The organism is Nocardia ninae NBRC 108245, assembly GCF_007990755.1.
Taxonomy (GTDB): domain Bacteria; phylum Actinomycetota; class Actinomycetes; order Mycobacteriales; family Mycobacteriaceae; genus Nocardia; species Nocardia ninae.
This window is the reverse complement of sequence record NZ_BJXA01000194.1, coordinates 1-889: the sequence shown is the minus strand read 5'-3', so window position 1 is coordinate 889 and position 889 is coordinate 1. Positions and strand designations below refer to the sequence as shown.

Here is an 889-nt window from a genome sequence, read left to right as displayed (position 1 = left end):
CCTGCGCCGCGGCTTCGGCGGCGGCGCGGTCGGTATCTTGTTGGCGCAGCGCGAGAATCGAATGCGCCATCGGGCGGACCACCCTGGCGAAGAAGGTCGCCATCAGCAGCGGGGTCAGGTTGATGAACGAGAACCCCACGCCGGTCAGGAGTCCCTGACCGGTGCGCGCGGTCCACCAGCCGCAGACGGCGATCTGCCCGAGCACGCCCGACCAGGCCCACAGCGGCGCGCCGCGCACGCAGAGGAAGTTCAGATACGCCGAACCCGCGCCGAGAAACCAGAGCTGGGTGGAGTTGTCCATCGGAATCGGCAGCTGCCAGATGGCCAGCGCGGACGCGAGCGGGGCGGCCAGCGCGGCGGGCGCGGCGAATCGGACCGGCAGTGGGTCGCCGGGCGCGAGGATCATCGACGCACCGGCGGCGAGGATGAGAACCGCTGCGAGAGCGGTGAACCGGATATCGCGGAGGCCGTCGGTCGCGGCGAGCGCCATCGAACAGACCGCGACGGCGAGCAGGCCCGACAGCAGCCACGCGGCCGGGGTGCGCATGCCAAGGATGTCGCGTACGTCGTCACGGACCGTCTGGTTCGTCGTCATCGCGCCACCCACCCGGCGCTGACGTGGCAGCCGCGACCCGGCGCCGCATCGATGGCGGACCAGCCGCCCGGTAGTTCGGCGAGCCGATCGGTGATGCTGGCGCGCAAGCCGATTCGGTCCGGCGGGACCGATGCGGGATCGAATCCGACGCCGTCGTCCATGACATCGACGCGCACCGAATTCGCGTCGGCCGTCACCCGCACCGCGCACTCGGCCGCGCGGGTGGGCGAACCGGCGTGGCGCTGCCAGTTGCGCAGCGCCTCACCCACCGCGGCGGCCAGCGCGGTCGCCACG

General features: G+C 72.2%; 2 protein-coding genes. Both read right to left on the bottom strand.

Annotated features, from left to right (window positions below):
• The coding region (locus tag NN4_RS44640) for a DUF8320 family protein (protein WP_503826355.1) at positions 1-595 on the bottom strand (595 nt) is incomplete at its 3' end.
• Positions 592-889 (bottom strand): sensor histidine kinase (locus tag NN4_RS44635; protein ID WP_186818939.1); only part of this gene is annotated, 298 nt, incomplete at its 5' end. The genes NN4_RS44635 and NN4_RS44640, both read right to left, overlap by 4 nt.